At 60.1% G+C, this 8488-nt stretch carries 7 protein-coding genes; 5 read left to right on the top strand and 2 right to left on the bottom strand.

Features of this window, described 5'->3' with window-relative positions:
- A partial coding sequence (locus tag ACEN88_RS18755; RefSeq protein ID WP_413341945.1) for a hypothetical protein occupies positions 1-724 on the top strand: 724 nt, incomplete at its 5' end.
- 31 nt (positions 725-755) lie between these two features.
- On the opposite strand, the gene ACEN88_RS18750 is transcribed toward ACEN88_RS18755, so the two are convergent.
- Positions 756-1091, bottom strand: coding sequence for a hypothetical protein (locus ACEN88_RS18750; RefSeq protein ID WP_413341944.1), 336 nt, complete (start codon positions 1089-1091; stop codon positions 756-758).
- 201 nt (positions 1092-1292) lie between these two features.
- On the opposite strand from ACEN88_RS18750, the gene ACEN88_RS18745 reads away from it, so the two are divergent.
- Both ACEN88_RS18745 and ACEN88_RS18740 read left to right on the top strand, forming a co-directional pair.
- Positions 1293-2900 (top strand): hypothetical protein, encoded by a 1608-nt coding sequence (locus ACEN88_RS18745; RefSeq protein WP_413341942.1) that lies wholly within the window; start codon positions 1293-1295, stop codon positions 2898-2900.
- Positions 2887-3852, top strand: coding sequence for a hypothetical protein (locus ACEN88_RS18740; RefSeq protein ID WP_413341941.1), 966 nt, complete (start codon positions 2887-2889; stop codon positions 3850-3852). Before ACEN88_RS18745 ends, ACEN88_RS18740 begins: the two co-directional genes overlap by 14 nt.
- A gap of 265 nt (positions 3853-4117) precedes the next feature.
- Here the strand turns inward: ACEN88_RS18740 and ACEN88_RS18735 are convergent, their stop codons facing one another.
- Entirely contained in the window at positions 4118-7231 is a 3114-nt protein-coding gene (locus tag ACEN88_RS18735; protein WP_413341939.1) for a TonB-dependent receptor, read from the bottom strand.
- A 446-nt stretch (positions 7232-7677) separates the two neighbouring features.
- On the opposite strand from ACEN88_RS18735, the gene ACEN88_RS18730 reads away from it, so the two are divergent.
- Entirely contained in the window at positions 7678-7998 is a 321-nt protein-coding gene (locus ACEN88_RS18730; protein WP_413341937.1) for a hypothetical protein, read from the top strand.
- A gap of 156 nt (positions 7999-8154) precedes the next feature.
- Positions 8155-8488 (top strand): DUF692 family multinuclear iron-containing protein (locus ACEN88_RS18725; RefSeq protein WP_413341935.1); only part of this gene is annotated, 334 nt, incomplete at its 3' end.

Here is an 8488-nt window from a genome sequence, read left to right as displayed (position 1 = left end):
CGTCGCCGGCCTCGCCCTGCTGAACCTTCCGTATGCGACGCTGGGCGTGGAAAGGACGGCGACCGGCCTGCAAGTGGCACTGTACGACCAGGAAACCGGCCGCACCGTGCGCGTGCCGCTGCCGGCCGGCGCCACGCGCGTGCAGCTGCGCGCGGATTGCGACTTCCTCACGGAGCAGGCGCGCTTTTCCTGGTCCGTCGACGGCAAGGACTTCGCGCCGATCGGCGCGCCGTTCACGATGGTGTTCCAGCTGAAGACGTTCCAAGGCGTGCGCTATGCGCTCTTCAACTACAACCAGTCCGGGAAGACGGGGGGGCACGCGGATTTCGACAGCATCGACGTCTACCAGCCGAATCCGCACGGCCTGATGCGCGCGATCCCGTTCGGACAGCGCATCCAGCTCGCGGAATTCAAGACCGGCCGCAAGGTGGCGCCGTATCGGGTGCAGGACATGGGGCTCGGACGTGTCGCCCTGCAGTCCGGCGCGGCCTGGGTCAGCGTCGACGCGAAGGGTAACGTGGGCGTGCGCAAAGGAAAGCCCGGCAAGGCGGAGAGCTTCCAGTGGATTGAGACGCCGACCGGCGAACTGGTGCTGATGTCGCTCGTGACGAACCGGTTCGTGCGTGTCGATCCGGTCACGCATGCGGTGCGGGCGGACAGTCCGGGGCCGGTGCCGGATGGGAGCGACGGGGTGCGGTTCACGTGGTCCGTGGCCGCGCAATAGAAAAAACCCTGTTCGTGCTTTTCATGCGAGCTCAGGCGGGCATCGACACGAACCCGCCGCTCGTATTGACGAGGCCGACCATGTTCAGCGTAAGCCCCCCACTATTACCGTTTTGGTCGCGAGCGGCGCGCCCATTCGTCGAACGAACAGCAGGATTGTGTAACACGCTCAGTTCCACGACCGATCCGACGGTGACCATGCCAAGGATAGCGGCAATGACGCCCTCGAAGGGCGTTCCGGTGTAACCATTCGCGTTCCAGCAGCAATCTGCTTGGAACATCAGTTTGAAGCGGGTGTCCTGCGCAATCGACAGGCAGTGCCAACCGATGGTGGCGGCACTGGAACAGGTTGCGATTCCGTACTCCACCAGGGGCTGGCAGCTCCGCGGTCCGAGTTTGAGGTTTACTCGGCCATACGCACCTACGCTGCCGAAGACTCTTGACTCACCTCCTCCAAATGCTCGCGGCGTTAAAGAGAGCTTGGTGACAATGCGATATTTTTTTCGTTCCGTCTTGCAACTATAATTTCATTTTTATATTGCCGGCGCCGTCTAATCGGTGAACGAGTCATGTCACAATTGCGCCTCCACGCATTTATTTTGCCAAGCAAGCCATCTCCATCGCTGCTATTTCTGACCAATGTTTACTGTTTGCACGAAGATTCCATTGCCAGCAATGAGTTGACTGTTACGCTAAAGTTCAATACCGGTCATGCCGCATTGGAGTCAACGATTCCGGAAGCTGTGGAGTCTCTGACTGTGCTCTACGGCGTAAATGGTGGCGGCAAAACCAAGTTGCTGCTACAAATTTGCAATACCCTTGCACGTGAGGAAGGGGAAATACCGCTCGGTGTGCTCTGGGAGCGGGACGGAGATTTATATGTTGATCCGGGCAGCCATTTGCATGATGTCACTGTAATTCTTCATGAGCGAGTCGTTACTCATCGCTATGTCGAACATTTTGGACCCGGCTTCGGAACGGTGTTCTACACAACGTCGCCGTTCGAGGCAGCGCGACGTCGCGCAGCGTTTGCGGCAAGCCCTACGCTGGACGTCACGCCATCATTCGCTTCCGACAACCCTTTTGGAGGCGTTGCACTGTTTCGCGCAGCGACGGCATTACCGCGTCATTTGACGTTCATCCAGTCAATGGAAGTTGCGCCCAAGGTCAAAATCCCGTCGCTGCGCTCGCAAGTAGAACGCTACACGTCAAATGTCAAGCGGGGCGAGGCGCCATCTGAGCCAAAGTATGTATCCCTGACACGTGAGGAATATACGCGTATCCGCAACCTCCCCGTTCAATTGGACGACAGCTTGGCGGCCCAATTGTCGATCGAAATGGAGCGTGCCCGCCTTCTTAGTGATGAGGATGCCAAGGATTTGCTGCGCAGATTGGTCACCGAGCTCAAGGATCAGGACCCGCCCCAAGCAGTCCGAAACGTGATAATGCTGCGCTACCCGGCCAGCGGACCAGCCAGCGCACGTATCTATGATGCCATCACTCAGGCCAGGAACAGTGGCCGGATGGGACTTCGGCGCAGAGGCCCTTTTCTGAACTACGTCCAGGACGCTGGCAATTGGGCGGAGGACGTTACCGAAGGTCTACGCCAAGCCGAGGATCTCGGTCTCTTGAAATGGTCCTTTTTGCATTTGAGCAGCGGACAGGTAGCAATGCTTATGCTTTTCGCCTCATTAGCTGGCGCGCTGGAACAACTGGCGAGCAGACACATCCATTCTGTCGTTCTGACGGTAGACGAAGGCGAGATGTTCATGCACCCGGAGTGGCAACGAACCTATCTGTCGCATCTGACAGGGTTCTTGCAACACTATCGCTCGCGCTTTAACGCGATTCATCTTGTTTTGTCCACCCATTCCTTGATTCTCGCCGGTGACGCGCCTCCGAACCGACTGTTCGATGTTCAACACGGAAGGATGAACAATGGATTTGCTGCGGCACCAGACGAGTTGCTAAAAACGGTGTATCACGTCGACGAATTCGCAGGAGAACTTGCCGCCACACAATACTCGCGAATTGCCAGCTATCTGCGCGAAGATGGAACACCCGAAATGGCGCTCGAGGTTCTTGCATTGGTCCAGCAAATCGCGTCGAAACGGTTACGGAAGTACCTCGTCGAAGAGATCACCCGCCGGATTGAGACATATTATGCTCAAGCTTGATGCACTCTCGCGCATTGCCTGCCAAAAGCACCTCGACCTGTTACGGGTACGCTTTGATATCGGCATGACAACAGGCTTGGCGAGCCTCGCAATTACCGACCCAATTGACAAAGGCCTGTTGAATTTTCTTGAAAATATGCTGGACGGTATCCTGATCGGTTCGCCTTCACGGCTTTCGCGGATCGCCCGTCTTGTCCAAGGCCGTTTCCCAGCATTCAGTGCCTATGCGGCGCGCACGCAGAAGGGGAATGCGACAATCGACCTGATTCACAAGAACACGCTTGCCGTCATTGAATCCTGTTTCGACTACGACAAATTTTCGGAGAAGCGGACCGACTGGTGCGCTTACGAACTCGTAAGTGCACATAACCTTCGGATATGTCCGTATTGCCACGCCCATCATATCAACTACTATGTTGACCCCGACGCTACTACGGTGGCGCGGAAATACCGCATTCGCCCTCCGCTCGACCATTTTTTACCTAAATCCACTTATCCCTATCTCGCTGTTTCCTTGTACAACCTGGTGCCGTCCTGCCCGCAATGCAACTCGAGCATCAAATCAGCAGCCGATCCGTTGACACTCGGCCTGCCCAGTCCTCATGACCACACGAGCTCCGTGTCGATACGCTTTTCGGCAAAAGGCTCAATCCCGAGTCTATTCCGTGGAACTGTTGAAGAAATTAAACTTCATGTAACAGGCGTCGGTATTCCGTCTGCCGCATTGGTTGATGCTTTCCTGCTTCAGGAGCGGTACCAGTGGTATCGCCACGAAATCAAAGACCTAATCGAAAAATACGAAGCCTATCGCAATATTCCCAAGGAACTTCACGAAATAGTACCGATGGAGCGCTTTGTTTTGGGTTGTGCCGCAACTGAGGTCGACAAACGATTGATCGGACGATGTCTGAATGACATTTATACGGAGCTCAAAGATGACGAGCTTGCATAGTGAGCTGCGGAGCAAAGTATATCTTTGGTAGGAAAAAAGGGAGGGTGGTCGTTGTGGCAGCGTAGGCGTTAATGGTCCAGCGCAACGTCAGATTCTACGCCGTGCATCTTCCCTGTAGAGATTTACTCAGAATAAAGCAGAACGAACACAAGAGGCGCGTGACGACGTCGCAAACCAGCCATTAAAAAAGGAGCGGCCGGAGACACGGCCGCTCCACGAATACCGGACCGCCAGCAAAACGGCCCGGGGAGACGCAACTAAGTGATCAGAACGAGGTACGCAGGGACATGGTGTAGCTGCGGCCCGGCTTGTTCTCGTCGAAGATCGCGTTGGAGAACGCCGTGTAGTTCTGGCTCTTCGCGTTGTTCAGGTTCCAGACGCTGAGCGTCAGGTCCGCGTTGTAGCCGAAGCCGAACACCTTCTGCAGGTTCATGCCGGCCGACATGTCGACCTGCGAGCGCCCCGTCGAATATGCGTACACGCCATTGCCCAGACCCGTGTTCGTATTGCTGATCAGGCTGGACTGGTACTGGCGCGATACGCGCAGGTTCAGGCCGTCCTTCTCGTAATACACGGTCAGGTTGTTGGTGCGCGGCGGGACGCCGGCCACCGGCGGTGCGCCCGCGGCTTCATCCTTCTGCTTCGTGTACGTGAAGTTGCCCGTGAAGCCGAAGCCTTTCACCGGCAGCATGTCCAGCGGCTGCTGCCACGTGAATTCCAGGCCGCGCACCTTCAGCTTGGAGTCGATCATGTACGGCTCGGTGATGATCACGTGCTTCTTGTCGCGACCGCCGGCGGCGTCCACGGCCGCCTGCTGCGCGTCCGTCAGGCCCACCGTGCCGTAGATCTTGTCCAGGTCGGACAACGTGTAGTCGATCTGGCGCTGGCCCGGGCGGCTCACGATGTCCTTGGCGAAACCGGACAGCGCGACATAGCCTTCGCGGCTGAAATACCATTCCAGGCCCGCGTCCAGGTTGTTGGCCTTGAACGGCTTCAGGTTCGGGTTCGTCACGTTACCCTGGTTCACACCCTGGTCGCCGATCGAGAGCTGGGTCTGGTGCAGGTCCGCCGGGTTGGCGCGCGTGAGCGACTTGGAGCCGGACAGGCGGGCGATCACGTTCTTCGTCAGGTTGTACGAGAGGTTGAACGACGGCAGGATGTTGTGGTACTTGGTCGATTCGTACACCCAGGTCTGCATGTCCGGGTAGCGGCCGCCCTGTTGCAGGCCCTGCGCGGCGTTGCGCGGGTCTGGCGTGTTGACCGGGGCGCCGATCGTCTGCTCCGTCGTCGCGTAGCGCACGCCGGCGTTGTAGCGCAGCGTGCGGCCGAACACGGGGAAGCGGCCATTGGTCGAGAGGTAGAACGCCGACACCTTCTCGCGCAGGTAGCCGCCGTTGGTCGTCGGCGCGGCGAAGAACAGGTTACGGTAGTGCTGGTAGTTGGTGTCCTGGGCAAACTTGTCCCAGTCGATCGTGATGAAGCCGTGATCGCTCTTGTGGACGTACTTCGCCAGGTCGCCGTTCGTGACGGCGGAGCCGAGGTAGGTCAGCGGCGCCGTCTGGCCCTGCGTGTAGCCCGTGCCGTAGCCGGGATAGGTGCCGGCGGGGATCGGACCCGGCGCGAAGCGGCCGTCGCACTGGCCTTGCAGCGCCCGGTCCGGCTGGATGAACTGGTAACTGGTCTGGTTGCCGCAGGTGTAGTTCATCCACGCGTCGGCGTTGCCGTAGTCCGTGTAGCGGCGCGTGATGTCGTCGAACGAGCCGCCCACCTTGATCGCGAACGTGTCGTCGCCCCAGTTCAGGTTCAGGCGCGAGCCCTTGGTCGTGTTGCGGCGCTGGTAGATGTCGCCGCGCAGGCCGGAGAGGCCCTGGCCCGGCTGGTACCAGCCGAACTTGGTCGGGTCGTTGATGTCGATGTTGCTGGACATGACCGGAATCTGTCCGGGCGTCGAGTTGTCGTACTTGACGACGGTCGGCGCCGACTGCGTCGCCACCAGCACGGTCGGCATGTCGCGGTAGAACTCGCTGTCCGTGTAGTTGACGTGGCCGTCGATGGTCAGGCGGTCGGACGCGTGCCACTCGAAGCCCGGATTGATGCTGCGGAAGTGCGTGTTTTCCTTCATCGGGCGGAATTCCAGGCCCCAGAAGGTATTCGCCAGCGTGCCGCCCGTGATCGTGCAATAGGCCGAGCAGTCGGTGCGGTCGAACGTCAGGCCGATCGGGATCGGGGTATTGGCGCGCATGCCGGCGGCCATGTCTTCCTGCTGCATCTTGTTGCCCTTCTGGGCGAAGATCAGGTCCGTGTAGACCATCCAGTCCTCGTTCGGCTGCCACTGGAAGCTCAGCGTCTCGCCGCGGCGGCGACGCTCGCCGTCGTACACCAGGTAGCGCGGCAGGCGGCCCATCAGGCCGTTGTCGATCTGCTGGATCGTCGCGCCCGGGTTCAGCGCCAGCAGCATCGCGCGGTCGATCGGCGCGCCCGGCTTCAGCACGGCCTGCGCGTACGCCGGCAGGGACGACAGGTCCATGCCGCTGGGGACGGTGGTCGGGCTGTTGAAGTAGTCGCCGCCGATCGAGGCCGGGTCGGAGGCGTTGCGCTGGTCCGCATTCAGGCGGAACGTGCGCATGTCGACGGTCTGGAACACGTCGGTGTGGTATTTCGTGTTACCCCAGGCGAAGCCGAACAGCGCGCCGACCTTGCCGAAGCGCGTGTTCCAGGTGTTGCTGACGAGGGCCGACCCCGTGTTGCCCCACTTGCCGTCCTTGTCGCGGTAATTGCCGCTGGCCGTGAACGCCGAACGGAAACCGTTCTTGTCGAACGGGCGCACGCTGCGCATGTTGACGGTACCGGCCACGCCGCCTTCGCTGATGTCCGCCTGCTGGCTCTTGTACACGGTCGCGCTGCGGAACAGTTCGGACGGCAGGAAGTCCATGTCCACTTCGCGGTTGGCGCTGATGTTGCCGCCCCAGCTGCCGGCCGAAGCGGACGCCATCGGGGCGCCGTTCAGCAGCACGCGGGTGAACGCCGGCCCCATGCCGCGGATCGAGATGTTCATGCCTTCGCCGTCGATCGACGCGCGGGTCACGGTGACGCCCGGCACGCGCGACAGCGCGTCGGCGATGTTCGGGTCGGGGAATTTGCCCATGTCCTCGGAGAACACCGTGTCGGTGAGGCCGTTGTTCTCGCGCTTCTCCAGCGCGGACAATGCCAGCGAGCTGCGGTAGCCCGTCACGGTAACGGTCGGGGCGCTGCCCTGCGCCTTCAGTTCGGTGTTGTCCTGCGCCCAGGCGCTGGACACGAGGCCGGCCAGGACGGTCAGTGCAAACGCGTTGCGGCAATACGGTGTCTTGCGCCGGGCGGCGCTGTTCCAGTGGTGCATCATTTGTCTCCTCTCTCTTCTTCTCTGGTGGCCTTGTGGCCTTTTTGGTCCTGCGTCGAGATGGTCGGTGCTGCGTTCATTTTCCGGTGACTGTTCTCCTTGTTCGGTATTTTTTGCGCTCGCCCTAACACAAAATGTTAAACGCTAACATTTTTGGGCACGGTACGAACTGCGCCGGACTATCGATGAAAACACCCCGTAAAGGTTGTTGTTCAAGTACGACGTCTGACATGTAGGTACCATACTTGAGTAAATATCATCGAACCAATAAATTTTTTCTCGTCATCGATACTCGAATTCATATCGCTCTCCTCATAGACGAGGACGCTCCCTCTGAGATTTGCTATCCGCTACCACAAATTGCGTGTTAGGGGTGTTATGCGATAACAACACATAGGATGTCTGACCTTATTCAGGTTGCATGCATCACATGGGTTTGGGTTCAAATGTGTCGTAATTCCCCGTCGACGCAGTGCCGGGGATTCCATCGCCATCGCCCCCCCGGCATCGCGAGCCCGTCGCATGCCGCCGGCAAGGACCAGGAACAGCCGGGCCGCTGCTACGGCATCAACGCCTGCAAGGGCGAGCGCCTGTGTGCCACGGCGAAGAACGATTGCAAGGGCCTGAACCACTGCAAGGGCCAGGGCGTGATCGTCAAGACGCCGACGGCATGCAAGGCGCTCGGCGGCACGCTCACCGAAAATGAGCAGGTCGTCACCGAAGAAGCGCGGGGCGGGCTCCCCGAGCCCGCGCGAACGCCGGCGTGACGCGACCGTTACTGCGCACACCGATCGAACGAGCGAGCCATGTCAAGCGCCCGAAGGCGCTCGTCGCCGCGGGCGATCCCCTGTATGTGTCGGATCACCTCTCGTGGTCGCGCACCGGCCGTTTCAACTCGCACAGGCTGCGGCCTGCTGCTGGACGTGAACAACGTGTACGTCAGCGCCGCGAATCACGGTTTCGATCGTTTCGCTTATCTCGACGGCATCCCCGCGCAGCACGTGCGCCAGGTCCATCTCGCGGGCCACAGCCGGAGCAACCCGCCGCGCGCGTGGAAGCTGGATGCCTTCCCGGATAACCGGGATCTGCGCGAACTGGCGTGGATCGAGTGGTCGCTGGCGACGGCCTTCGTCGCGCGCGCCTGCGCGTGCTTGCGGCTGCGGATGTCGAAGCACTGCAGTTCGCCCGCGCCGAAGGGAGCTCCGGCGCGCGGTGCACGCGGCTCGCCGACTGGATCTGAGATGGGCTGGGCTGGGC

Origin of the sequence: Massilia sp. CT11-108 (assembly GCF_047302915.1) — a bacterium.
Taxonomy (GTDB): Bacteria; Pseudomonadota; Gammaproteobacteria; order Burkholderiales; family Burkholderiaceae_D; genus Telluria; species Telluria orientalis.
This window is presented reverse-complemented; position numbering and strand designations above follow the sequence as displayed.